At 46.2% G+C, this 23,408-nt stretch carries 20 protein-coding genes; 7 read left to right on the top strand and 13 right to left on the bottom strand.

The window, feature by feature from the left end:
- The first annotated feature begins 117 nt into the window (after nt 1–117).
- The gene (locus CDO84_RS03630) at nt 118–1,095 is read left to right on the top strand and encodes an ABC transporter substrate-binding protein (RefSeq protein ID WP_040083685.1); all 978 of its coding nucleotides are present in this window, start codon (nt 118–120) and stop codon (nt 1,093–1,095) included.
- A 17-nt stretch (nt 1,096–1,112) separates the two neighbouring features.
- On the opposite strand, the gene mprF is transcribed toward CDO84_RS03630, so the two are convergent.
- Nucleotides 1,113–3,683 carry a bifunctional lysylphosphatidylglycerol flippase/synthetase MprF gene (mprF, locus tag CDO84_RS03625; protein ID WP_040083687.1) on the bottom strand — a complete coding sequence of 857 codons (2,571 nt, stop codon included), beginning with the start codon at nt 3,681–3,683 and terminating at the stop codon, nt 1,113–1,115.
- A gap of 171 nt (nt 3,684–3,854) precedes the next feature.
- On the opposite strand from mprF, the gene CDO84_RS03620 reads away from it, so the two are divergent.
- Nucleotides 3,855–4,337 carry a MarR family transcriptional regulator gene (locus CDO84_RS03620; RefSeq protein ID WP_014663255.1) on the top strand — a complete coding sequence of 161 codons (483 nt, stop codon included), beginning with the start codon at nt 3,855–3,857 and terminating at the stop codon, nt 4,335–4,337.
- Nucleotides 4,338–4,447: 110 nt separating this feature from the next.
- Nucleotides 4,448–6,004 (top strand): MFS transporter, encoded by a 1,557-nt coding sequence (locus CDO84_RS03615; protein WP_040083688.1) that lies wholly within the window; start codon nt 4,448–4,450, stop codon nt 6,002–6,004.
- Here CDO84_RS03615 and bstA read toward each other — a convergent pair.
- Nucleotides 6,001–6,537, bottom strand: a complete 537-nt coding sequence (gene bstA, locus CDO84_RS03610; RefSeq protein WP_040083690.1) for a bacillithiol transferase BstA — start codon at nt 6,535–6,537, stop codon at nt 6,001–6,003. The genes CDO84_RS03615 and bstA overlap by 4 nt on opposite strands.
- 123 nt (nt 6,538–6,660) lie before the next feature.
- Here bstA and CDO84_RS03605 point away from each other — a divergent pair, with 123 nt between their 5' ends.
- Together CDO84_RS03605 and CDO84_RS03600 are read left to right on the top strand one after the other, a co-directional pair.
- Entirely contained in the window at nt 6,661–7,914 is a 1,254-nt protein-coding gene (locus CDO84_RS03605) for an MFS transporter (protein ID WP_040083691.1), read from the top strand.
- Nucleotides 7,880–8,497 carry a TetR/AcrR family transcriptional regulator gene (locus CDO84_RS03600; protein ID WP_040083693.1) on the top strand — a complete coding sequence of 206 codons (618 nt, stop codon included), beginning with the start codon at nt 7,880–7,882 and terminating at the stop codon, nt 8,495–8,497. The genes CDO84_RS03605 and CDO84_RS03600 overlap by 35 nt, the downstream gene beginning before the upstream one ends.
- Before the next feature lie 34 nt (nt 8,498–8,531).
- Here CDO84_RS03600 and CDO84_RS03595 read toward each other — a convergent pair whose 3' ends face one another.
- The gene (locus tag CDO84_RS03595; protein ID WP_040083695.1) at nt 8,532–9,620 is read right to left on the bottom strand and encodes an acyltransferase family protein; all 1,089 of its coding nucleotides are present in this window, start codon (nt 9,618–9,620) and stop codon (nt 8,532–8,534) included.
- A 460-nt stretch (nt 9,621–10,080) separates the two neighbouring features.
- Between CDO84_RS03595 and padR the strand changes: the two genes are divergently transcribed.
- Together padR and CDO84_RS03585 are read left to right on the top strand one after the other, a co-directional pair.
- On the top strand, nt 10,081–10,629 hold the full coding sequence (gene padR / locus CDO84_RS03590; protein ID WP_040083696.1) for a transcriptional regulator PadR: 549 nt from the start codon (nt 10,081–10,083) through the stop codon (nt 10,627–10,629).
- Nucleotides 10,630–10,677: 48 nt separating this feature from the next.
- Entirely contained in the window at nt 10,678–11,280 is a 603-nt protein-coding gene (locus CDO84_RS03585; protein ID WP_040083698.1) for a GNAT family N-acetyltransferase, read from the top strand.
- A gap of 37 nt (nt 11,281–11,317) precedes the next feature.
- Here CDO84_RS03585 and lnrN read toward each other — a convergent pair whose 3' ends face one another.
- The 10 genes from lnrN to malP form a co-directional block, all read right to left on the bottom strand.
- Complete coding sequence (lnrN, locus tag CDO84_RS03580) at nt 11,318–12,475, bottom strand: linearmycin resistance permease LnrN (protein ID WP_040083700.1); 1,158 nt, start codon at nt 12,473–12,475, stop codon at nt 11,318–11,320.
- Nucleotides 12,476–12,489: 14 nt separating this feature from the next.
- The gene (locus CDO84_RS03575) at nt 12,490–13,680 is read right to left on the bottom strand and encodes a linearmycin resistance permease LnrM (protein WP_040083701.1); all 1,191 of its coding nucleotides are present in this window, start codon (nt 13,678–13,680) and stop codon (nt 12,490–12,492) included.
- A 12-nt stretch (nt 13,681–13,692) separates the two neighbouring features.
- Nucleotides 13,693–14,628 (bottom strand): linearmycin resistance ATP-binding protein LnrL, encoded by a 936-nt coding sequence (gene lnrL, locus CDO84_RS03570; RefSeq protein ID WP_040083703.1) that lies wholly within the window; start codon nt 14,626–14,628, stop codon nt 13,693–13,695.
- Between the two features lie 142 nt (nt 14,629–14,770).
- Nucleotides 14,771–15,433: a two-component system response regulator LnrK gene (lnrK, locus tag CDO84_RS03560; protein ID WP_040083704.1), complete on the bottom strand. Its 663-nt coding sequence runs from the start codon at nt 15,431–15,433 to the stop codon at nt 14,771–14,773.
- The gene (lnrJ, locus tag CDO84_RS03555) at nt 15,430–16,632 is read right to left on the bottom strand and encodes a two-component system sensor histidine kinase LnrJ (protein ID WP_040083705.1); all 1,203 of its coding nucleotides are present in this window, start codon (nt 16,630–16,632) and stop codon (nt 15,430–15,432) included. Before lnrJ ends, lnrK begins: the two co-directional genes overlap by 4 nt.
- Before the next feature lie 117 nt (nt 16,633–16,749).
- Nucleotides 16,750–17,607, bottom strand: coding sequence for a catechol 2,3-dioxygenase (catE, locus tag CDO84_RS03550; RefSeq protein WP_040083706.1), 858 nt, complete (start codon nt 17,605–17,607; stop codon nt 16,750–16,752).
- 17 nt (nt 17,608–17,624) lie between these two features.
- Complete coding sequence (gene catD / locus CDO84_RS03545) at nt 17,625–18,029, bottom strand: DoxX family oxidoreductase CatD (protein WP_014663239.1); 405 nt, start codon at nt 18,027–18,029, stop codon at nt 17,625–17,627.
- 153 nt (nt 18,030–18,182) lie between these two features.
- On the bottom strand, nt 18,183–19,997 hold the full coding sequence (locus CDO84_RS03540) for an ABC transporter ATP-binding protein (RefSeq protein WP_040083707.1): 1,815 nt from the start codon (nt 19,995–19,997) through the stop codon (nt 18,183–18,185).
- Nucleotides 19,991–21,712: an ABC transporter ATP-binding protein gene (locus CDO84_RS03535; RefSeq protein ID WP_040083708.1), complete on the bottom strand. Its 1,722-nt coding sequence runs from the start codon at nt 21,710–21,712 to the stop codon at nt 19,991–19,993. Before CDO84_RS03535 ends, CDO84_RS03540 begins: the two co-directional genes overlap by 7 nt.
- 105 nt (nt 21,713–21,817) lie before the next feature.
- A complete protein-coding gene (malP, locus tag CDO84_RS03530) occupies nt 21,818–23,401 on the bottom strand; it encodes a PTS maltose transporter subunit IIBC (RefSeq protein WP_040083709.1) in 1,584 nt (527 codons plus the stop codon).
- Between the last annotated feature and the right edge of the window lie 7 nt (nt 23,402–23,408).

Here is a 23,408-nt window from a genome sequence, read left to right as displayed (position 1 = left end):
CCCAGATTTACTATGTATTGTTTGTTTTTGAGAATAATCCTCAATTAGGGATTGACACTCTCACCACTGCTTATTATGATCTAAATGATAATGAATTTCAATATCGGGAGGAAAAAGATGAAAAAGCATATCAGCATGCTATTCGTATTTTTAATGACCCTTGTCGTACTTTCTGCCTGTAATAGTTCAGAAAGTTCAAGCAACAGCGAGGAGTCAAACAGCAAAACCAGAACGGTTAAACATGCAATGGGAACATCAGACAACATTCCCGCAAATCCAAAACGGATTGTTGTTTTAACAAACGAAGGCACAGAGGCGCTCTTAGCGCTTGGCATCAAGCCGGTTGGCGCCGTGAAGTCATGGAAGGGCGACCCGTGGTATGACTATCTGAAGGATGACATGAAAGGTGTTCAAAACGTCGGCCTTGAAACAGAACCGAATGTGGAAGCCATCGCAGAATTAAAGCCTGATTTGATTATTGGAAACAAAGTACGCCAGGAAAAAATTTATGATCAGCTAAATGCGATTGCACCGACTGTTTTTGCTGAATCCTTGGCCGGGAATTGGAAGGATAACCTGACTTTATATGCCAACGCGGTGAACAAGGCGGATAAAGGCAAGAAAGCCATTGCCGATTTTGATAAACGCGCTGCCGATTTAAAAGAAAAGCTTGGCGACCAGACCAACAAAACAGTTTCTGTCGTACGCTTTTTATCCGGTGAATCAAGAATCTATTATACTGATTCATTCTCAGGAATTATTTTAGACCAGCTTGGCTTCAAACGCCCTGAAAAACAAGTAGAACTGTTCAAGAAGCAAAAGGACCAATTTACGTTCTCAACAGACAGTAAAGAGTCCATTCCTGATATGGATGCCGATGTGCTGTTTTATTTCACATATAAAGCCGATAATGCAAAGGAAAATGAAAAATGGGCCAATCAGTGGACAAGCAGTTCACTATGGAAAAACCTAAAGGCCGTGAAGTCAGGTAACGCACATGAAGTCGATGACGTCGTATGGACAACCGCAGGCGGAATTAAAGCCGCAAACTACCTGCTTGATGATATTGAAACCAATTTCTTAAAAACGAAATAAAAAAAGACTCCGTCTTGTTAGACGGAGTCTTTTTTGCTTTTGCCAATCAGACGTGTAACGAGGAACATGGTGACAGAAAGAGATCTGTTTTTCCGATACGCCAGGTATTTCCCGCGCCACTCCGGTTTGTATTTTTCTTTAAAGGCCCTTAGGCCGCTGAAGCTGTACATGTATCTGACATTGTTAAAAATGACAGCAGCAAACCTTTCTGACCAGAAGGATGTAAAGGCAGTGCCGACATTGGACAAGGGTGCCATTCCCATATTAAATGACGTGCAGCCCTCTTCCTTTGCCCATAAAAACATGCGGATGAACAATGCGTCCATAATGCCATTTGGAGCGTCGCCGCGATAGCGCATCAGATCAACCGATATCTCTCCTTCCTGGTACATCGGCATGACATTTGCGAATGCAACGATCTCTCCCTCTGCATTTTTCATATAGGCGATCGGCGCTTTCTGTAAATAGGCAGGATCAAAAAATCCGAGCGAGAATCCCTTCTCCTTTTTCGAACCTAGCCATTCGTCTGAGATTTGTTTCAGCTCCTCCAGAAACGCATCAGAAAATGGGGGATGATCCACATGGAAAGTATACTCCTCCCGCTCAAAGCGGTTATTGATTGCCCGAAGGCCGGCTTTTTTCTTCCCAGTCAAGGTAAATGTATGTAAATCTACATATGCTTCCTCGCCCAATTTAAAGAAGTTGTAGCCAAAATCGTGATACAGCGCCATGTCCTCTCGTTCAATTTGATAGAACAAAACACTGAATCCCTTCTGATGCGCTTCGTTCAGAAACTCTTCCAGCACGAGCGGGAATGATTCTCTTTGGCCAGACGGGTCGCCGAGCACGACCAGCCTTCTGGCGATTTTCCCAAACAGAAGCAATGCATTCCCGTCACTTGAAAAATAAAACCGCTTATCTCCAAGAAAGCCGAGATGGCTCAGCGCGTTGCCGCCTTTTTCATTGAGAAACGCAGCAAGACGCTCAGGGTCAGCTTTCTCTCCGATCGGTCGCGTTCTCTTATGATAGACCACTGTAAATATAAAGAAGAACAGCGGCACAATGATGATTGCCATGATGGTTGCATGTGTAATATGCGAGGTGCTGTGGACGAAATATTCATGACGCAGCACCTTCTTCATCCGATCCCAAATAAAGCCCGCAATCAGATTGTAGTTAAAGAGTGCCACAGTAAACAGCGCTACAGCGAAAATCAATTGTCCCAGTGTATAAGATGCCTGTTCGCGGACAAATTGTTTTTTCAATAGCACAAGCAATACGATAATCATCGGCAGTATGAATATCGCACTGATGTTAAGTCCTTTTAAAAAGCTGAACACAAACCCGCCGACAAGTGCTGTAATGGCCATCGTATAGGAGCGTTTTGTCCGTTTATAAAGCTCGATCGGCAATATCAGCAGAATGAGCGCTGAGCTTAAAGACAGACCGTTAAACAGCAAAAGAGCCGGGCGCGGAATGTGCGGTATAACCGTCAGCCTGTCAATCGGCAAGGAAACTGAGGCCAGGATAATCAGGCCTGCTACGAACACAATAAGCGAAAGCGAGCCTTGCAGAATTCTCACTAATACCGCACGCTGAACAACAAGCAGAACGTTTGTCGTCTCAATTGCCGGTGCGATGCGCGGGTTCGTTTCGAGCCGTTTCATTGTATTTTCCGTCAGGTCGCCTGCGGCAAAGAATAGTCCCAAAATGAATGGGATAAATGAATAGGCGAGCCTGTACAACACAATAGAAGTAACGATGGCCTCCTGATGATAGCCAAGCTGCTCCATCCCCAGCAAAAACAAAAGGTCAAACGAACCAAAGCCGCCCGGCACGAGGCTGATCATCCCGCCGATCGCCGCAATGACGAACACTCCGAACACATACCTGATATCAGCATGAACGCCCATAGCGAACAAAGCAAAATAGATGACGATCCCGGCCATGAGCCATTCAACAACGGAAGCTCCAATATATGCGAAAATCGGATTTTTCACTTTATCCGCATTTTCTTCGTCCCCAGCTTTGCGGTCTTTTATTTTGGACACTGCCAAGGATAGCGGCAATATCAGCGCAAAACCGATAACGACCGCCCACAGCCAAGGCTTTTCATGAATGACTTCATCCACCGGCAGCACTCGTGCAACGACGAAAATGCTGAAAACAGATAATCCGAGCAGCATAGAGGATGTGAGCCAGGCGATTCCTTTCACGAGAGCCTTATGGTCTTTCGTATGCTCCTTATAAAACATCATTCTTAACCCGACTCCGGCTAAACCGCCGAATCCCAGCACATTATTAAATGAATTGGCGATCCAGGAAACCCTGAATACTTTTCCGTTTGTGATCGATAGGCGCAGTGAGTATTTCAGGACGTAATCATACAGAGACATGGCCGCTACAGCCAGCAAGCCGACAAACACAAGTATGAATAAGTCTGTTCGTTCCAGCCCGTTGATGACCATGAGCGTACGTTTGAAAGACAGATTTGTCAGTTCTTTTTTTGATTGATAAATAACAAATAGCAAAACAGCAATAGGAAAAACGATTTTTAATATTGATAAAGCATTCTTTTTAATCAGCAATGGTCTCTCCAATCATATTCTAGTTCGAATCTCTCCCCCAATAATCTCCAACTCATTATACACTACCGTTATTTCTCGGACAAAGTCCCGCATGCAGTTTCTGCTCACTTTCTTTCAGGAGTAGAAATCGAGTAATATGATAAGAGGAGTGAATGATGAGGAAGTGATGAAATGGAATATAATTTACATGATACAACGGTACTAAACGAAAACATTCTTTCATCGGAGGAGCGGGAAATATGGGTGCTCTATATGAAAGTCTTAACTTCTGCCGGGCTCGGTGATGTGTCCGAATGGATGAAGCTGGATATGAGTATGCCGCAAATGAAAGTGCTGATGCTATTAAACAACCATGGAACACTGAAAGTGAGTGACATTGCTGAAAAAATGGGAGCTTCCCTGTCTAATACAACAGGGCTGCTTGACCGGCTTGAAAAATCAGGATTTGTCAAACGCTCACATTCTGAAGAGGACCGCCGCTCAGTGGTTGTTCAGTTGACAGAGAATGCAAAAAATATTTTCCGGGGTTTGTATGAAAAAGGCCACCTGAAATTGAAGCGTTCATTGGAGCTGCTGTCCCCTGAAGAAAAGCAGGCTGTTTCCGAAGGGCTGTCTATCCTTTCAAGAGCATTAGAGAAAGCGAAAAAAGAATAGATCTGCAAGTCTGTCATCCGCAAACTGCGGAAACAGGCTTTTTTTATTTGACATTTAGTTCACTTAAAATGAATAATATATTTTGAGTGAACTAAATAGGAGTGATGAATATGTCTGAAGCATTAACAAAGCAGAAAAGCCAAGAGTGGGCAATCAGCCTGTTTACGATTGGCGTGTTTATGGCTGCTTTAGATAACGGAATTATTTCGGCTGCTTTAACAACGATAAACGAGTCGTTTGCTGTTTCTCCTTCTTGGGGATCATGGGGCATCACCCTTTATACGCTCGGTCTTAGCGTCAGTGTGCCAATCGTCGGAAAGCTTTCCGACCGCTACGGCAGAAAAAAACTCTTTCTCATTGAGGTTTGCCTGTTCGGACTTGGTTCTTTGCTTGTTGCTTTGAGCCAAAGCTTCCCGCTCTTTCTGATATCGCGGCTGATTCAGGCGCTTGGCGGCGGCGGGATTTTCATCATCGGAAGCTCGCACATTCTCGCTACGCTTCCAAAGGAAAAGCAGGGAAAGGCGCTTGGGCTGCTTGGCGCAATGAACGGCATGGCCGCTGTGCTCGGTCCAAATATCGGAAGCTTTCTGCTTGATTGGACCGGGTCTTGGCATTGGCTGTTTTTGATTAATTTGCCGATTGCCGTGCTATTGGTTGTTTTCGGCGCATGTTTTATTGCGGAAACAAAAGCGCCTGAGGCTAAACGCCTCGATACGGCTGGCATCTTTCTTCTGTCCCTGTCGATTTTAGCCGTGATGTACGGCATGACGAACCTTGACGGGGCAAATCTCTTAAACAGCTTGGGACATCCGGAGGTTTATGGATGTATTATTTTTGGCATTCTTTGTTTTGCAGCGCTTATCACGTATGAAAAGAGAGTTGAAATGCGCGGGGGCGATCCGATTTTAGCGTATTCTCTGCTGCGAAACAACATGTTTCAGCGCACGCTTATCATCGGTTTGTTATCCGGGGGACTCTTGGCGGCAGTCATTTTTATCCCGTCATATGTCGAGCAGTATTTAGGAGTCCCTGCCGCAAAAGCAGGCTATTGGATGACACCTCTTGCGTTGGCTTCCGGAATCGGCGCTTGGCTTGGCGGAGCGCTTACCGACAAAAAAGGTCCTGTAAAAACCGTTATTCTTTCGGGAATCATCTCATGTGCGGGGTTTGCTTTATTTCCGCTTTGGGTGACGGAAAAATGGGAGTTTGTGATTTCAAGTGTGGTGGCTGGGATCGGTTTTGGCTTTCTCTTAGGGGCTCCGCTGAACGTCCTTGTATCAGAGGCGGCTAAAACAAATAAGGGCACAGCGCTTGGCACGCTTTCATTAGTAAGACAAATTGGACTGACCTTGGCGCCTACTCTTTACGCAGGTTTTATCACAGCCGGGTTCGACCAAATCGGTGATGAAATCAAGAGCCGCTTATCGGACAGCGGGCATTCAGAAAAGGCGAGGCAGATGATTCCGGAGATCGACAGTTCTGATGTTTCTACTTTACAAGAACAAGTTGAACGCATTCCCGTTCCTGAAGTCAAAGCCGCGATAAGCGATGCCATTCATGCGAGTGTCGCCAGCGGCTATGACCATTTATATGCAGCGGCTGCTGTGATCTCACTGCTAGTGATTGCCGCTATCAGTATTCCAGCTTTCCGCCGGCAAAAGCGTTAAGACCACCCCATCCGTTTGGAAAGCTCTGTAATATGAGCGGTATGGTGATGTGAGTGCCAGACATACAGGCCGAGCGCGTTCTCCAGGGTAATAACCTCCTTTGTATCAGGGTGATAAAACCCGCGCTGAAATTGCTGATCCGTCAGAGTGCGGAGCAGAGCCGTCCATCTTCCGTGAAGCTCCTGCAAAAGGGCGAGTGAACCGCTCGGATCTGCCGTTTTCGAGTCTTTTAACTCCGACCATGCTTTTTCATCATACGGACGGATAGCCGGCGTCTCTTCCGTCAAGCTTAATTTAAAACGAATATAGCTGTTCATATGACTGTCAGCCAGATGATGAACAACTTGCCGAACGGTCCATCCACCGTCCCGGTACGGTGTGTCAAGCTGGCTGTCCGTCATGCCTTCTACGGCTTGCTTCAGTTGGGCAGGCACTTTTTCAAGGGCTTGTATCCATTCATCTTTTTGCTCCTTCGATATGGATTCCCTCGGCTTGTATTCTCCTATTGGGTAGCTTAGGTTGTCTGTTGTCATGCATGTTCCCCCTTCTTTTCACTCTTCTCCTTTATTTTACAAGAAAAAGATTGTGTCTTGCGTCTTTTTCCCATACAATAAAAACGACACTAGTGTCATTTTTATTATTTAGGAGGATGAATCATGGAAAAACCGTTGTTTCGCACTCAAAAAGGGCTGATGACACTGTTAGCCTCACAAACCATTTCTTCACTTGGAGACTGGCTTCACATTTTGGCCGTGCTAACGTTAGCCGCTTTTCAGCTGGATGCTTCACCATTAGATATGTCGTTTTTAATGATGTCATTTGCTTTGCCTGTCATTGTACTTGGACCTGTATCGGGCCTACTCGCCGACCGTTTTGACAGAAAAACGATTATGTTTCTGTCTGAAATCGGCCGTGCCCTCACCGTTATCAGCAGCGTTTATGTCAGTGAGCTTTGGCAGCTTTACGTATTGCTATGCGTTCAGAGCTGTTTTTCTTCACTTTTTTCACCTGCTAAAAACGGAAAGCTTAAGGAATTGGCGCCGGAAGCACACCTCCAGCAGGCTGTTTCCGTCAGCAGCATCATTGATAACAGTTCAAAAATCTTCGGCCCTGCCCTCGGCGGCACGCTGATCGCTGCTTTCTCGATACATTCTGTTTTTTATATAAACGCCGGCGCCTTCTTTCTTTCCGCTGTCATTTTGTTTTTCCTCCCCAGAGATGCTTTTTTACAAAAAGCCAATACACCTCAAGAAAAAACATCAGCACTTACTTCTATCAAGGAAGGCCTTCAGTTTTTGAAACGGATGCCGCTGCTTTTAACAGGCTTACTCACAGCTTGTGTCGTTCTCTTTGTTTTGCAGATTGGTGATTCCCAAGCGATTATTCTTATCCGCTCCTTTTCAGGAGCTCCGCCCGAGCTTGCAGGCTGGTGCATGGCCGTAAGCGGCGCCGGAATGCTCCTTACGGCGGTCATTGCCGGCAGACGGCAGATCACTTCTTATTTGCTTTATTTCTCAACTGGAACCCTTCTTCTTGGACTAGCGACTGGGAGTGCACCATTTCTAACCGGTATGGGAATTGCCGGCATGGCTCTTTTTATATTTGCTTTTTTCATCATGGGGGCGGCTTTCGGCCTCGTCCATATTCCATTTCAAATTCTCGTGCAAACAACAGTGCCTGTCGATTACAGCGGCAGGGTGTTCGGCGCCATTCAAAGCGCGACAACCCTCGCCTCCATCCTCGGCATGGCGGGCGGGGGCGTGCTGGCGGAATGGATCGGTGTTTCACTTGCTTTTCTTGTCTGTGGCTGCTTGCTGATCATGATTGGGTTGATTACACTTATAGGTAAGAAAGTTTCAGAAAGCAGGCGATATCTTGTCACCGAAAGTAACAAAGGAGCACAAGGATAAACGGCAGGCAGAGATTTTAGAGGCTGCCAAAACGGTTTTTAAACGAAAAGGATTCGAATTAACGACAATGAAGGACGTTGTGGAAGAATCAGGTTTCAGCCGAGGCGGTGTCTATCTTTATTTTTCAAGCACTGAGGAGATGTTTCGCCGCATTATTGAAACAGGGCTGGATGAAGGACTCCGAAAGCTTGATAAATCAGCTGAACACCAAAGTGTTTGGGCCGCCATTTCAATCTATTTGGACGAACTGACTGAGGGTCTGCGTGATGTAGCAGATACGCTGGCGCCGGTGCAATTTGAATATTTAGTGACAGCTTGGCGGAATGAAGAGCGACGGCAGTACTTGGAGAAGCGGTATGATCTTTTTGTGGAAAGGTTTTCAAAGCTATTGCAAAAAGGGATCGATCAGGGAGAGTTTCAGCCGGTTCAGCCTCTTGCGACTATCGCCAAGTTTTTCCTCAATATGAATGACGGCATCATTCAAAACGCCCTGTATTTCGATGAAGAAAAGGCTGATGTATCTGGACTTGCTGAGTCTGCAAAACTATATTTAAAAACAGTTCTGCAAGCGGATGAGAAATAAAAAAACGCGGCAGGAGCCCCCTGCCGCTTGTTTTTTACCCTGCGTGATCACGCACTTCGACTATTACCTTCTTCTGTTTTGGCTGATAAACCTTCCCCACAAATAAATAACCGTATTTGAACTTATTCAGCGCCCACGAGGTCAGAATCGGGCCGACTGTACACACGGCAAACAACAGGAGAACAGCCGGTACGGCGGGAATTTCGGGCATATTCAAAAGCAACACGTAGCCTATCATCATAAAATAGGCATGGAGCAGATAAATCGAAAAGGAATAGTTGCTGATAAACATCATGATTTTCGGCACATGCTTCATTTTAGAAAACAAGTGAAAGCACAGGAAAATCATGCTTGTCGAATACAGCATGATATCAGGCCGCTTCGAGCTGATCATGCCGATTTCGCCGACATAAGAAACAGTGACAACCAGCGCACCAGAAGCAATTGCGCAACCGTATACGACCCAGCGGTATTGGTTCAGCAGCGCTAAGAAACGCTTGTACTCTTTTCCGCAATAGTAGGCTAGACAAAAGTAGAAAAGCCAGCCTGCGAACGGAACCCAGAAGAACGGAAATGACCCGCCCTCTTCAGAAGCAGGAGCCGGGCTGACTGCGGAGAAATAGCTTAAATAAGCGGCTGTCACCACAAATGAGATAGACAGCACCCATTTCAGAGATGCTTTTTTCAAATACTCATGAAACATCATATGCAGAATGTAAAACTGAAAGATGACGAGAATGAAGTACCCGATAAAGTTTCCTAGGAATACATTCGCCAGATACTTTTGCACAAACGCGAGAAAGGTTATCTCTCCCCCCATCGCACTGGTCATCAGCAGGGCATCAATGGCCGCGATAAATAAAAAAGGAACAAAAATCACTTTTCCCCGCTTCTTTAAAAAACCTTCCGGCACCCCGTCAGGATAAGAACGCGCCAGTAAAAATTCAGAGATGAAAATAAAAGCGGGCGTGCTGAACATCAGGAGGGTACGGAAAGAATCAACAGTGTGAGAAACATCTGCAAGAGCTTCTGCCTGAAGCATCAGGACCATTGAAATGATATGGAGCAGGACGACACTTAAGCACGAAATGCAGCGGATCATAAAAATTTCTTTAATTTGCATGACAGCGCTCCTTTTATTTCAAATTGACAGAAATCGATGGTTGTACCTTAACATGTCTGTTCTATTTGAAAAAGTGCCTGATGTCATATAGTGACGTATGCATGATAGACTAAGGTCATAAGACCCTATGGCTTTCTCAGACGAAAAAACCCGCTGTAACGGAGACAGCAGGTTGTTTTATGGAGATATAGATATTGCGGCTCATATTAAGAGAGGATTCCCCATTATACATAAAAAAACAATATCGTTTATATTTTTCTAAAAATTAAATGCAAATCTCTTTTATCACATCAATGGAGATGAATCGGATACGTCTGACATACCTTTTATTTTCATTTCCCAAGTGGCTCGGTTGTGTTCCCCTCCTCCCTTTTCTATAATAAGGGGAATAGGCAGTTAGAATCACAGTTGAGCACCGGCTCATCTGTTTTTCGAAACAGCCATAGACACGGAGGATAGCATGAGAGTATTAAAATACGCCATATTAGGGCTTTTGCGAAAAGGCGAATTGAGTGGATACGACATTACGAGTTATTTTAAAGAGGAGCTTGGCCAATTTTGGAGCGCCAAGCATAGCCAGATTTATCCTGAGCTCAAAAAGCTGACGGATGAAGGATTTATCACATTCCGGACAACGATTCAGGGCACAAAGCTGGAGAAAAAGATGTACACCCTGACAAACAGCGGAAAGCAGGAACTGCATGACTGGCTGATCCGCCATCAGCCGATACCGGAGACGGTGAAGGATGAATTTATGCTGAAGGCATACTTTATTTCTTCTCTATCACGGCAGGAGGCTTCAGAATTGTTTACAGACCAGCTTCTAAAACGCAAGGCCAAGCTGTCTGACCTGCAGGAAAGCTATGAAAAGCTTATGGCTTCAGCAGAGCCGATGTCGTTTTCTTCACCGGACTTCGGCCACTACCTCGTGCTGACGAAAGCGCTGGAGAGAGAGAAAAATTACGTTTCTTGGCTGGAATCGATTTTAGCTATGATCGATAAGGATTAACCGGGAGCGGCCTCAGGCCGCTCCAATACTTAATACGGGGGACGGACAATGAATGTGACATTGCGTGAATTAACAGGGGAACTGATCCGAGTGGTACCGATGGATAAGAGCCATATTCAAGGTTTATATGAGGCTGCAAAAGATGAAAACATTTGGGCCCATTTACCGAAAACCATTACAACGCTGCATGATATGGAAGCTTTTGTCGAGGAAGCCCTGCAAACGAAAGAATCCGGAACAGAATTTCCTTTCGTGATTATTCATCGTGAAACTGGTAAAATCGTCGGCACGACGCGATTTTTGTATATGTCATCTGCTTCAAGGAGCCTTGAGATCGGATGGACATGGTTTCATCCTTCTGTCTGGGGCACCTCGGTCAACTCTGAATGCAAATATTTGCTGTTACAGTATTGCTTTGAACAGTTGAACACGATTCGGGTGCAATTCAAAACGGATGAGCGGAATATCAGATCACAAAAGGCGATTGAACGGCTGGGAGCAGTTAAAGAAGGCATATTGCGAAACCAAATGGTCAGAAAAGACGGAACATTCCGAAATTCGGTATTTTACAGCATCATCGACAGTGAGTGGCCATCCGTAAAACAGCATATGGAACGGAGACTGCAGCTGCCAGAAAAAGAAACAAAATAATTGCAAAAATCATCTGTCCGAGGGACAGATGATTTTTTTAGGCTCGGAGCGCTTTCAGCCCCGCTGCGAAAGTGATCGCCGCAAATGCAAGCAAAATGCCGCAGATCCCGAGAATATCTGTGACGCGGGCACCGTTAGCAATAATCTCAGTCAGCCCGCTCATTGCCCACTTTTGGGGAAGAAATTCAGCGATAGATTGCATAAATTTCGGTTCAATGTCGATCGGCCAATACATTCCGCTCACCATACACGTTGCAATGACGAACAAGTTTCCAAACGCGAGCTGCTGTTCTGGCGTTCTGACATTGGCCGCAATCATCAATCCAATGCCGACAACGGTCAGCAGAAAAAGCGAGACCAACACCATAACCGCAGCCGGATTCCCCCAGTTGATGCCAAACAGCCAATGGGTTGCAAGAAGCAAAATGCCAAATTGAATCCAGCTAATGACAAAGAAGGACAGCACATACCCAGCACCGATTTCCACTCGGCTGACAGAGGCTGTAAGCAATCTGGACCAGACGCCGTTTTTTCTTGCTTCTAAAATGGTTCCAGCCGCTCCCATCATGGTCAGCATGACAAATAGGATGGAAAAGCCTGCTGCTCTGGAAGCTGTGTCACTCGCTTCCGCACCCTCTTTTTTATCGCTGAGCGTCTGTCGTTTTACAGCCGGAGCTGAATCTTCATGTTTTTTGGCGAAAACTGTTTTATACGCCGCCTTCCAGCTCTCTCCCGCTGTCTGAGCTGCCGTTTTCGCCGCGGTAACCTGAATATTGAGCGTTGCCAATGTGCTTTCTGCATATTGTTTGACCATCGGCGCTTCCGACAGCTCGGGGCCGTGACGGAAAATCAGCTCAGGATGTTTGCCTTTTTCCAGCTGTGTCTGGAACGTGTGGGAAATGACGATGATCCCGACAATTTTCTTTTGTTTCAGCTTTTCTGACGCTTTGTTTTCAGACATGCTTTCGAATGTATACATATTATCGTGCGCCTTCAGCTGCCGAATATAGTGCTGTGAGAGAATCGTGTCGTCCTGATCAACGATTGCAAGCCGCACTTTCTCATCATTTCCGCCGAGCATACTCCCAAATACAAAGGTAAGCAAAAGCGGGGCAGCAAACATGATTAAATAGTTCTGCGGCTTCTTAAAAATGAGAGAAAGCTCAATGCCGCAAATGGCTATGATTTTTTTCACCCTGGTGTACCTCCTTATCTTGTATGAAGCCGTCTGATACCAATTACAAGTGAGCAAAGCCCTATCCCCGCAAAAAGAAGCACAGGCTTTTGAAGGTCAGCCCAGCCTCCCCCTTCCATTAATGAAAGAAAGGCGTCAAGCGCCCAGCGATTCGGCACAGCTTTGGATACAGACTGCAAGACGTCCGGAAATTGGTACAGCGGCAGCATGGACCCGCCGAGAACTGCAAGCAATTGAATACCGAAGCCGCCGATCGCATCCGCAGATTTCATATCGCTGAGGAAGGACGCAAGCAGCATTGAAATGCCGGATACAGCAGCGGCGTAAGAAAGCCCGAGAACACTCACAAACAGCAGATTGCCGCCCCAGTCCACACCAAAAACATTGATTGTGACGATCAGAAATATGAAAAATTGTATGATGGCAAACAGATATGTCCCAAGCCACTTTCCGAAGAGAATGACAGATTTTTGCGCGGGCGTCATCAGCATTCTGGCAAGCGTCTCCGTATCCTTTTCCTGTAAAAATGATTTCGCCCCGACTGTCATATGAAACAGCATAAACATGCAAAGCATTGCAGCCGAATAGTATTGAAAACTGGTAACTGCCTTGCTGCCGACAGATTTTTCCGCAATAGTAAGCTTGTCACCAGTTTCTCTTTCAAGCGTCTTTATCAGCTTTTCCGCAAACTGTGCAGGATCAAGTTTTCCTTGTTTGACAGCTGCCGTTTTGCTGACGTAATCCATTGAAGCTGACGCGGCTTCTTTTACCGCTTTATATTGGTCTATAAAAGAGCTGGCAGCGGTTTCGATGATGGAACTTTTTAATGTTTGATCAGGAGCGGCATAAACTACAGCTGAGGTTTTGCCGGATTCCCAATGTTTCGGAATGACAATACCTACATCGATTTTCTTTTCATCAAGCAGTTTCTTCATCTTGTCTTCGCTGTTTGCTTGTGTGGCCTTTATCGATTTCATTTTTTTGAGCACATCTTTCGTAAACATGTTCGCTGCATCTGACTGATCTGGTTGAACGTAGCCGACTTTGATCTCATCAATCCCGCTGCCTCCGTCAACAACTGATCCGAGCGCCGCTCCTAAAATACAGGTTAGGATCAGCGGCATTAGGATAAGCATCATAAACCCTTTTCTGTCTGTGATTCTAATTTTGACATCTTTCCATGCGATCCATATGCTTTTTTTCATAGCCGTCCCCCCCTAATCCCGCAACGTGCGGCCAGTCAGATTCAGAAACAGGCGTTCCAGATTCGGTTCCTGCACCTGGAGGGACAGCAGGTTTATATGATGGGCAGCGGCTTCAGCAAGCAGGCTGGTGACGACTTTCTCATGATGAGCCGCAGCAATCTCAATCTTGAGCTCTGAATCATGTACTGTTACATCATTCACATGAGCCAATGAACGGATTGCAAAAAGAAACGCTTCATCGATCCCGCTGACTGTGAACTGAATGATGGTATCGCCTCCAAGACGGCTGCACAAATCAGTTTTTGTACCGATCGCAATCATTTCGCCCTGATCAATAATTCCGATCCGATCGCATAAAAACTCAACCTCTTCCATGTAATGACTCGTATAGATCACCGTGATGCCCGATTCGTTGAGCTGTTTCACCGTTTCTAAAATATGATTTCTTGACTGAGGGTCAATACCGACAGTCGGTTCATCCATAATCAGCAGCTCGGGCTTATGCATTAAAGCCGCACCGATGTTGATTCTTCGCTTCATCCCTCCGGAGAATGTTTCAATTTTATCTTTGGCACGCTCAGTCAGGCCGACGTATTCAAGAACCTCTGCCGATCTTTTTTTGGCCTGACCGTGCGTAAGTCCGTACATTTTTCCCCAAAACATAAGATTCTCATGAGCCGTCAGCGTCGGATATAAAGCAATTTCCTGCGGGACAACACCGATTTTTTGTTTCGCTTTGGCGGTTTCTTTTCCGATGACACAGCCGCCGACTGTGATGTTCCCGCTGTCATGCGGCACAAGGCCGGAAATCATCGAGATGGTTGTGGATTTTCCCGCACCATTTGGCCCGAGCAGCCCGAATGACTCCCCCTTTTGGAGGGAAAATGAAATGCCTTTCACAATTGTTTTTTTTCCATATGCCTTTTTGATGTTTTCTGCTTGCAGCACGTTGTTTCACTCCTTTTTAATCCCATTGCCATTGTAGAAAAAAGAAAGGCGTGCGGCATGTAGCGCCGGATAGAATGTAAGGCATGAAAAAAAGGCCTGTAAAAGGCCTTTTTAGAGAAATGCATATGCAAAACGTCATATGTCAAAAGACAGATACACCATATCTGACCGAGTAAATGGCGGCTTGGGTTCTGTCCCTGACAGCCAGCTTGCTGATGATATTTGAAACATGATTTTTGACTGTGCCTTCTGTAATGTACAGCTTTTCAGCAATTTCTTTGTTATTCAGCCCGTACCCCAGCTCAGCCAGAACCTCGATTTCGCGCTCGGTCAAGTCGAGCAGCTCCTTAGGTTTTTCTATCTCGCTTATTCCTTTCAGCTGTTTTTCACGCTTCCATTCATTCAGCATTTGAGCAGTCAGTTCCGGAGGAAGCACCATTCCGCCAGAATGAACAGTCATGACCGCTTTTACAATCGTATCTGCCGACATGTCCTTCAGCAGGTATCCGCTCGCTCCTTCTTCAAGCGCTTCAGCAATCAGCTCTGAGTCCTTGAAGGTTGTCAGCATCAAAACCTTTACGCCAGGCAAAGAGCTTGTAATCAATTTTGTTCCTTCGACACCATTGGAGATTGGCATGCGGATGTCCATTAACACGATATCCGGCTCCAGCTCTTTCGCCTTTTCGAAGGCTTCCTGTCCGTTTCGCGCCGTTGCGATCACATCGAGCTCTTCTCGGAGCTGAAGCAGGGATGCCAGCCCTTCTCTGACGATATCCTGATCGTCGGTAATGATGATCTTAATCATGATAAATTCTCCTTTTGCTGCGCGGGCCCGAAGCTCCATTTTTTATTAGCCAGTGAAAATTCGGCGATTACAGTAAACCCTTGATCCCGTTCGCTCTCAAAGCGGATCATTCCGCCATGCTCCGCTGCCCGCTTTTTCATATTCAAGAGACCAAAGCCAAGTGCCGCTTCTGGATTTCCTTTGCCGTCATCCTTAATGACAAGGCTTACGCTGTCCGTTGTGCAGGCAAGCTGTATCGAACAGGCTGTGGCGCCGCCGTGCCGTTTGGCATTGGTCAGTGCTTCCTGCACCGTTCTGATCAGGGTCGGATGAAGAGACAGCGGGATGATTGCAGGATCACCGCTAACCGCAAATTCGGTTGTGACTCCTGCATTTTTGTAAAAGTCTTCTGTCAGCTGTTTCAGCGATTCGATTAGCGAAGGATCGTTTTCCGTTTGCAGGGTGCGTACTGATAAGCGGACATCATCAAGCGCTTCACGAGCGAGCGTTTCACAGACACCGACTGTCTCATCCGCTTTTTGGCTGTCTCTTTTTTGCCATTCACGCAAAAGCTGCAGCTGAACGAGGAGCGCTGTCATTTTGTGTCCGACTGTATCATGGATTTCCCTTGCCATTCTGTTCCGCTCATAAATGGCGGTCAGCTCTTCAACCTGCTTCGCATATAAATGCAGCTCCTCGTGGGCAGCAGACAGCGCCAAGTGGGATTCTGTCAGTTCCCGGTACTGCTGTTTTGCCGTTTCCTGCGCATCCAACAGCTTGCGGATTAATTTGCCGACGACACCGCAAAAAACAACGAATGTCATGCTGGTCAAATGATCAATGACAAATTCATTGCCGAACATCGCATATGTACGGATGAGGACGACCAAAAACAAAATAGAGCAAAGACATAAGACAGACCAGGCTGTTCTTTTAGAAAACCCCCGCAGAAAAAAGGCGACCGCAACCGGACAAAGCATAATAATGAACAAACCTGTGCCGGGAAAGATAAATCCGAACGAAAAGCCGACCGCAATATCAATCAGACAAAACCAGAAGGCATTTGTCTCTTTTGTCAGTAAAACATGATTGGCTGCATACACGGAAGCACCTGCTGCGATAAATACATATCCAAACCAGTTATCCTCTTTGACAATGGACAAATACATTAAACAACTCACCATCAAGGTGAACATTCTCGTAAAAAAAAGAGCCTTCACGCTCATCACTCCCGATACCCAATTCCCTTCTTATCATACCTTCCTCAGGGCATTTTTGACAGGAGTTTCTGGAAAATAAAAAATCCCCCTGCCGTTTTTTCGGCAAGGGGATTGCAGTCAATTCACAAATAGAATATGGGCCCCGGAAACAGGATCTTTCACGCGGAAGCTGTTTTCCGTTTCTTCGATCGAATATCCGGCGCGTTTGACTCGGTCAGCCACTTGATCCAGTTCCTCTTGATGAGGCAGGACAACCGTGTAATAGTCTAGTCCGCTGGCGTTTGTCGGTTTGGGCGGCGCATTTCTTCCCGCCCAAATGTTTAAGCCGATATGATGGTGGTAGCCTCCGGCTGAAACGAAGAGAGCGGACATGCCCGCATAGTTTCCGACAATGTCAAAGCCAAGCACATCTGTATAAAACGCTTTTGCTTCATTCAAATCACTGACATGCAGATGAATGTGTCCGATGATTGTATCGTTGGGAAGCGCAGTTTTCCGTTCATCTCCTGCCTCTTCCAAAAGGCCCTCAATGTCAACAGCGGTTGTCGTCATGACGTAGTTCCCTTCCCGGTCACGCTGCCACGTGCTGCGGGGGCGGTCAGCGTACATTTCAATGCCGTTGCCATCAGGATCAGACAGGTAGAGCGCTTCGCTGACAGCATGGTCCCCATGTCCGATGGCAATGCCGTGTTCAATCAGGCGGGCGAGCGCGATCCCAAGTTCCTTCCTGTCCGGAAGAAGAATCGCAAAGTGATAAAGACCCGTCACAGACCGTTCAGGCAAGACGACGGCGCTTGGATTTTCTTCAAGAATAAGCAGAACGCGCTTCCCGTCAGCCGTTAATTCAGCTCGATGATCCGTCTTTTTTAAAACTTGAAAACCGATGACGTTACAGTAGAACTGAAGGGAACGCTCCAAACTGCGGATTGTGAGTTTGGCATAGCCAATGTGTGTATCCTCATGAATGCTGGTCATGCTGTATGCCTCTTTTCTTATGCTGATACGTTTGTGTTCTTTTTTCCTTTAAACACTAATGGGTCCAGTGCCAGGAATCGGCTTCCAGTAAGCGCCAGGTGGATGGATGTCAAAAGCAGAAGGTAATCAAATTCTGCATTGCCCATGAATGGCGCTTTCAGCTTAACTGTGATGATGGCGCCGATCAGTGTAAGCGCGAATAGTACACCGACAATACGTGTAGCCAATCCGAAGAAGACAAGCACTCCGCCAATGAGTTCAATCGCTGCGATGACATACGCCATAAAGCTTGGAAGGCCTATGCTGCCGAAAAATTGGATGGTGCCCTCCATTCCCTGAAACTTAGACAAACCGTGGACAAAAAAGATAATACCTGTAATAACCCTTAAAAGTAATGTGCCAATTTCAAATGATTTATTCATTTGATCCTCCTTGATAAATGTTATCACTTACTTAATGTAAGCTAGTATATATACATAACTTGTTTACGTCAAGTAATTTTGTTACATTTTACGAAAATGACATAAAAGTACTATAAAACTGTAACAAAAAAGACCTCTGTGCAGGACAAAGGTCTATTTCTTAAATTGGCTTTCATATAAGTTGCTGTAAAATCCTTTTTGCCGGATCAGATCATCATGGCTGCCCTTTTCAATCATTTCGCCGTCTTTCAGCACCACAATCTGATCCGCTCTTTGAATGGTATTCAGCCTGTGGGCAATGATGACGCTTGTTCTTCCTTCCATTAAACGGGCAAGCGCTTCTTGAATGTTGACTTCCGTTACGGTATCAATGTTGCTTGTTGCTTCATCCAAAATGAGAAGAACCGGATCGGCAAGCACCGCTCGCGCTATAGAAATCAACTGTTTCTGTCCTTGACTGATGCCCGAGCCGTTTTGCGTCAGCACGGTGTCGTACCCTTTTGGCAGCCTTTCAATAAAACTATGGGCATTTGCTGTTTTTGCAGCTGCTTCTACTTCCTGATCAGAAGCATCAAGCCTGCCGTAGCGAATATTTTCTCTGATCGTTCCTTGAAACAAAAACGAATCCTGAAGAACAAATCCCATGTTTTTTCTCAGGCTTGCTCTAGTAAGGGTTTTAATATCTGTACCGTCGATTAAAATTTTTCCTTCGTCAGGCTCGTAAAAACGGGCGAGTAGGTTGGTGACGGTCGTCTTTCCCGCTCCCGTCGGCCCGACAAACGCAATGGACTGCCCGGCAGGCACGGTAAACTGTAAATGCTTCAGTGTATGTCGCCCTTTATCGTAACCGAAGGACACATCCCGAAATTCAATGCTTCCTGTTTGGATAGGCTGATGCACGGCGTTCTTTTCATCCTCGCGCTCTTCTTTTTCATCAAGCACGTCAAATACCCGTTCAGCGCCGGCAATTGCGGACAGCATTGTATTAAACTGGTTGGCCAGATCGTTTAAAGGACGTGTAAATTGTCTTGAATACTCGGCAAAGACGACGATTGAGCCGATCGAGATCCAGCCTTTCAGCGCGAACAGACCGCCAATTGCCGCAATCATTGTAAAGCTTAAGTTATTCAAAGAGTTCATGACTTTCGGGATAAACCCTGAAATCGTCTGCGCCCAAAAGCCCGACGTCTTGAGAGCAGCGTTTTTTTCGAGAAATTCAGCAGTAATCTGCTTCTCACGCGAATAGGCTTTGATGACCTTTGCGCCGGAAACAGATTCCTCAATATACCCATTCAGATCACCAAGATTTTTCTGCTGTTCTTTAAACAGCTTTCCCGTTCGGTTGGTGATCCATTTCAGGCTCGCTGCCATTACCGGAATAATGGTCAGCGTAATCAATGTAAGGAGCGGGCTCATGTACAGCATCACCGCAACGGTCCCGACAAAGGTGATCACGCTTGACAAAATTTGAATGACTGACGTATTTAAGGTAGAACTGACATTTTCGATGTCATTCGTCACCCGGCTCATCAGCTCGCCGTGCCGCTGTTTATCAAAAAACGGAATCGGCAGCTCATGCAGATGGGTGAACAATTCGCTTCTCATTCTGAAAACCGTGCCCTGCGAGATCGTAATCATCCAATAGTTTTGAAACCAGAGCGATAGGGACTGAATGATATAGATAGCGAGCAGAAGAAGCAAAACAGGAATCAAGCCATTGACCGTTTTCCCAACGATAAAATGGTCAATGGCCTTTCCGATCACAAAGGGGCCAAGGAGCCCGAATATCGCGCTGATGACAACCATCAGCATGACAAGTACGAGAAGTCCTTTTCGTTCAGCCAAGTAAGACCAGATTCGTCTCAGTGTACCCTTTGTATCCTTTGCTTTCGCCCGCTTTTTCGCGCTTTCTTTTTTGTCAATTGGCAGTTTGGGATATTGGAAAGGCTTGCGGATGTCTTTTAGCATGACTCGCTCCCCTCCCTTCCGAATTGTGACTCGTAAATGCGCTTGTATAACTGAGATTCAGAAAGCAGCTCACTGTGAGTGCCTTTTTCAATCAGTTCGCCGTCCTCAAGCAGCAAAATCTGATCAGCTTTCATTGCTGTGGTCATTTTTTGCGTAATGATCAATGTTGTGCACTCGTATGTGCTGATTGCTTCAAGCAGCTTCGCCTCCGTTTGCAGATCAAGCGCGCTTGTGCTGTCATCTAATAGAAGGATAGCCGGTTTTCGAATCAGTGCCCGCGCAATGGAAATCCGCTGTTTCTGGCCGCCGGACAGATTGACGCCTCTTTGCCCCAAAACTGTGTCATATCCATTTGGGAGCTTCAAAATCGTTTCATGAATTTGCGCGTGTTTGGCCGCATCCATTATTTCATTTAGTGAAGCATTTTCTTTGCCCCAAGCGATATTTTCTTTGACTGTGCCCGAAAACAAGAGAACCTCCTGCGGTACATATCCAATTTGCCTGCGCAGCCCTTCAGCCGGAAAATCTTGAACCGGCTTTTCATCTATGTAAATGCGGCCTGCATCCGGCTGATAAAGCCGTGGGATGAGCTGAAAAAGCGTGGATTTGCCCGAGCCTGTCGCACCGAGAATCGCGATCGTTTCTCTTGGCTTTGTTGAAAATGAGACATTTCTGAGCGCTTCCCTGTCCATTTCAGGATAGCGGAAGGATACATGCTGAAACTCAATCCGTCCCGCCAAACGATCAGATATGATGCCCTCCTCCCGCTCGTCGCCTTCTGTTTCAAGCACCTCGCCGATTCTATCTCCTGAAGCCTTCGCCCTTGTGAAAATCATAATCAAAAACGGAAACATCGAAAGCGCGCCCGTAATTCGTGTGGCATAGTTGATAATCGCAACAACATCGCCGACCTGAGTGCTTCCGCTCGTGATACTGTAGGCCCCCGCCCACAAAATCAACAGGATGCAGAGATTCATCAAAAGCATCAATACAGGCATCGTGAATTCCACAAGCTGAAAGGCAGAAACCGTTTTTTCCATCAGCCTTGTGTTGGCTTTGATAAATTTTTTGACCTCGTGGCTGCCGCGAAGCAGCGCTTTGATCAGCTTGATTGCGGTTAAGTTTTCCTGCATGATGGTGTTCACTTGATCAAGCCGTTTCTGCACTGAGCGGAACAGCGCCCCGCCTTTCTTTAATACCCATAGCAAAAACAAGATCAGGATCGGAATCGCCACAAGCAGAAAAAAGCCGAGCTTCACATTAACGGCAAGCGACAGCACAATGCCGCCTGCAATCATTAAAGGAGCCCGCAGCATAAACCGCAAACTCATAAAAATCATATTTTGAACCTGTGTGACGTCGTTTGTCAGCCTTGTAATATAAGAAGAGGATGAAAACTGTCCAAATGTAGAATAGGAGAAGGACTGGATTTTTTGAAAAAGCCCTTTTCTCGTATCATAGGAAAAGCTTTGGCTGACATGGGCGGCATAAAAGGAATTCAGCATCCCCGCCGCAAAGGATAGCACGGTCAGCCCGATCATAACCGCGCCCCATTTCCATACATGCCGCAGATCTTGCTTCAATATCCCATCGTCGATGATTTTCGCAATCAATAAAGGCTGCATCAGTTCAACTACAAGCTCCGTCAGCATAAGAATCAGCGCAATTCCCGCCAGCAATGAATATGGTTTTAAAAACGACAAAGCCTTTTGCATGTAAAAGCCTCCAAACCCCTTTTTACTCGATTGTCTCTTTCTTTACTTTACTATGGCGGTCTTTTTGACGGCAAACGAAAACCCTCCCGAAAAGGAGGGCTGTCTTTATTGATTCAATATTTTTTCCACACGCTCCCGCATCTGCGGCACGCTTAATCCGATAATCACCTGAAACGCCTTCCCGTTTCTGACGATGCCATGTGCGCCAAGCGCCCGGAATACGCTGTCGGGTTCAACCTTTGTTTCGTCCTTGACACTGACTCTGAGACGGGTGGCGCAGTTTGTGACTTCAGTGACGTTGTCTTTTCCGCCCAGCGCTTCAATATACAGAAAAGCGGTGTCATCCGCCGTTTCAGCAGCGGAGGCCGTTTCATCCTTGTTTTTTCGTTCTCTGTATTCCTTTTTGGAATACAGCTTTGTTTCCTGCTGTTCATCCTTTTCCCGTCCTGGTGTAGCGATATTGAATTTGAGGATTAAAAATCTGAAGACGAAAAAATAAATAGCTGTAAACGAGAGTCCGATCAAAATTTGATATACATATGTCATGCCGTGGCTGCCAAAGAGCGGAATCCAGTTCAAGGTCACCGCTTCGATCAGTCCGCCTCCCATGTTTCCGACGACGCCGGCCATATACATAACTGTCGACATTGTGGCGGCAAGCACGGCGTGAACCGCAAATAAGAATGGTGAAATGAATAAGAAAGTAAACTCAATCGGCTCTGTAATTCCCGCGACAATCGCTGTCAGTGTGACAGGAATCAGCAGCCCTGCGACGAGTTTTTTCTTTTCCTTTTTGGCTGTCACATAAAAAGCAAGAGCGATACCCGGAATACCGAAGATTTTCGAGTTCCCGTGAAGCGCGAATCCGCCTTGCGGGAAGAGTTCCTTCAGCGGTTTGGCGCTTTGCGAATATTCGCCGAGATGCTGTGCCCAATACGTGACGATCCCGCCTTCCGCTACAGCCGGGCCATAAATAAACGGCGTGTAAATAAAATGATGAAGGCCAGTCGGAATTAAAATCCGTTCCAAAAACGTGTATATCCAAACGCCCACCGCCCCGGAAGCAACCAGGAAGCTTTGAAGCGAGCCAATTCCAGATTGAACCATCGGCCATATATAAGACACTGCCAGGGCAATCGGGATCATAATAAAGAAGGAAATCATCACGATATACGTTGAACCCTGAAAGATGCCGAGAAAATCGGGCAGTTTTTTATCAAAATAGCGGTTATGCAAAAAGACGACAATCGAAGAAATAAAGATGGCTCCGATAATGTTGGTATCGAGCGTTTTTATGCCCGCAATCATTGTTAATCCGCTCGTTCCGCCGACCTCTTGATTCATGTCGACACCAAATGCTCCTCCCCATACCGTCAATATCGAGCTGACAAAATAATTGAAGGTCAGGTAAACAGTAAGCGCTTCCAAACAAGCGCGTGCCTGAGCTTTCTTCGCCAAAGCAACCGGGATACCGATGGCGAATAAGAGCGGCATTTGGTTAAAGACAGTCCAGCCGCCCTGCTCAATGATATACCAGCACTGATACCAAAAACCGTCAGGATCGGCGAGCGATCCCATGAGGGTTTTATTTTTAAAGAGCGTGCTGATACCGACGATAATGCCGGCGAACGCGAATAATAAAACAGGCACAAACATCGCGCTTCCAAAGCGCTGAATTTTTTGCATCATACCAAAA

Source organism: Bacillus sp. MD-5 (assembly GCF_002201875.1).
Taxonomy (GTDB): Bacteria; Bacillota; Bacilli; order Bacillales; family Bacillaceae; genus Bacillus; species Bacillus stercoris.
Note: the sequence above shows the minus strand (reverse complement) of the source record. Positions and strands in the feature narration are given on the sequence as shown.

Bases quoted from the DNA above. Each gene is read 5' to 3' on its own strand.
- CDO84_RS03575 (WP_040083701.1), bottom strand. From the start codon at position 13,680: ATGAAAAAAAGCATATGGATCGCATGGAAAGATGTCAAAATTAGAATC.
- CDO84_RS03620 (WP_014663255.1), top strand. From the start codon at position 3,855: ATGGAATATAATTTACATGATACAACGGTACTAAACGAAAACATTCTT.
- padR (WP_040083696.1), top strand. From the start codon at position 10,081: ATGAGAGTATTAAAATACGCCATATTAGGGCTTTTGCGAAAAGGCGAA.
- bstA (WP_040083690.1), bottom strand. From the start codon at position 6,537: ATGACAACAGACAACCTAAGCTACCCAATAGGAGAATACAAGCCGAGG.
- catE (WP_040083706.1), bottom strand. From the start codon at position 17,607: ATGACCAGCATTCATGAGGATACACACATTGGCTATGCCAAACTCACA.
- CDO84_RS03585 (WP_040083698.1), top strand. From the start codon at position 10,678: ATGAATGTGACATTGCGTGAATTAACAGGGGAACTGATCCGAGTGGTA.
- CDO84_RS03535 (WP_040083708.1), bottom strand. From the start codon at position 21,712: ATGCAAAAGGCTTTGTCGTTTTTAAAACCATATTCATTGCTGGCGGGA.
- CDO84_RS03630 (WP_040083685.1), top strand. From the start codon at position 118: ATGAAAAAGCATATCAGCATGCTATTCGTATTTTTAATGACCCTTGTC.
- CDO84_RS03595 (WP_040083695.1), bottom strand. From the start codon at position 9,620: ATGCAAATTAAAGAAATTTTTATGATCCGCTGCATTTCGTGCTTAAGT.
- catD (WP_014663239.1), bottom strand. From the start codon at position 18,029: ATGAATAAATCATTTGAAATTGGCACATTACTTTTAAGGGTTATTACA.
- lnrK (WP_040083704.1), bottom strand. From the start codon at position 15,433: ATGATTAAGATCATCATTACCGACGATCAGGATATCGTCAGAGAAGGG.
- CDO84_RS03540 (WP_040083707.1), bottom strand. From the start codon at position 19,997: ATGCTAAAAGACATCCGCAAGCCTTTCCAATATCCCAAACTGCCAATT.
- CDO84_RS03605 (WP_040083691.1), top strand. From the start codon at position 6,661: ATGGAAAAACCGTTGTTTCGCACTCAAAAAGGGCTGATGACACTGTTA.
- malP (WP_040083709.1), bottom strand. From the start codon at position 23,401: ATGATGCAAAAAATTCAGCGCTTTGGAAGCGCGATGTTTGTGCCTGTT.
- CDO84_RS03615 (WP_040083688.1), top strand. From the start codon at position 4,448: ATGTCTGAAGCATTAACAAAGCAGAAAAGCCAAGAGTGGGCAATCAGC.